Source organism: Brucella pseudogrignonensis, assembly GCF_002252525.1.
Lineage (GTDB): Bacteria > Pseudomonadota > Alphaproteobacteria > Rhizobiales > Rhizobiaceae > Brucella > Brucella pseudogrignonensis.
On the sequence record NZ_NNRM01000028.1, the window covers coordinates 1 to 914 of the forward strand.

Consider the following 914-nt stretch of genomic DNA (forward strand, 5'->3'; position numbering starts at 1 on the left):
GTATGTAATCTCGCGCGGTTCCCACCGGCTAAGCCGGGTTTGCCAATCGATCTCCATTACGGAGAATCCCTTGCCGATTGCGTCAAGCATATCGAACAGACATGCCCGCAGAACATCATCATTGATCCACGACTGCACGAACTCGGCGTGTTTCTTGTGATCGGCCGCGTCACTGGCTGGCTTCACTGTAATCGGGAGCTGCGCCACGGAACGCTTGCGGGTGGACATCACCCCGAAATAATGAAGGTCGCGCTCCTCGATGTCCTCTGCAAGTTCCAGATAGGAGAGCGGATCACCTTCAGCAGCTGCGCGATGAATGGCTGAAAGGCGACGTGGGTTAAGCCCCTCGGCCGGATGACCGGATATGACGGGACGAACGCCGCCGGTTGTCGGCCCGGCGTAGGGTTTGGTGACTTCCTGCCGCTTTAGCGGATTGCCATACTGATCGACCAACTGTGCCATCAGAGCGAACCTCTCAATTCTGGATTAATCGAACGCTCGCGATCATCGGATCGGCTGCGGCCATCGGGTGGCACATTGCGGCGTGTTTCGTACCCGTATTCCATATGCGGCGTACTGGCGGCATGGATGCCAAGGAACGCAGCCCACGTCCGATCGGCGTGATCGTCGTCTCGCTCGGCAACAAATCGCGGCGCGCCGGTCGGAGATGTGACCTTGCGCAGCTTGTGCAGATCGGAGCGAAGCGGAACATTGCCCATCGGAATACGAACGGTCCGGTCCTCGAAACGCTCCTTGCCGCCATTCGCCATGATCAGCTTGCTGCCGGTGCTAAACAGGACGCCCTCGACACGACGACCGTAGCGGCGCTGCGCGTCCTCGACCACTTTTTCGCCCATGCCGGTCTGGTCGATGCAGGCCCGCGCCACACGATAACGCATCATCACGTCATCAAA

2 protein-coding genes are annotated in these 914 nt (G+C 59.2%); both read right to left on the reverse strand.

The window, feature by feature from the left end; translation table 11 throughout:
• Positions 1-462: phage portal protein family protein (locus CEV34_RS14530; RefSeq protein ID WP_143853384.1), on the reverse strand; the 462-nt coding region annotated here is incomplete at its 3' end.
• A partial coding sequence (locus CEV34_RS14535) for a phage terminase large subunit family protein (RefSeq protein ID WP_459562089.1) occupies positions 462-914 on the reverse strand: 453 nt, incomplete at its 5' end. The genes CEV34_RS14535 and CEV34_RS14530, both read right to left, overlap by 1 nt.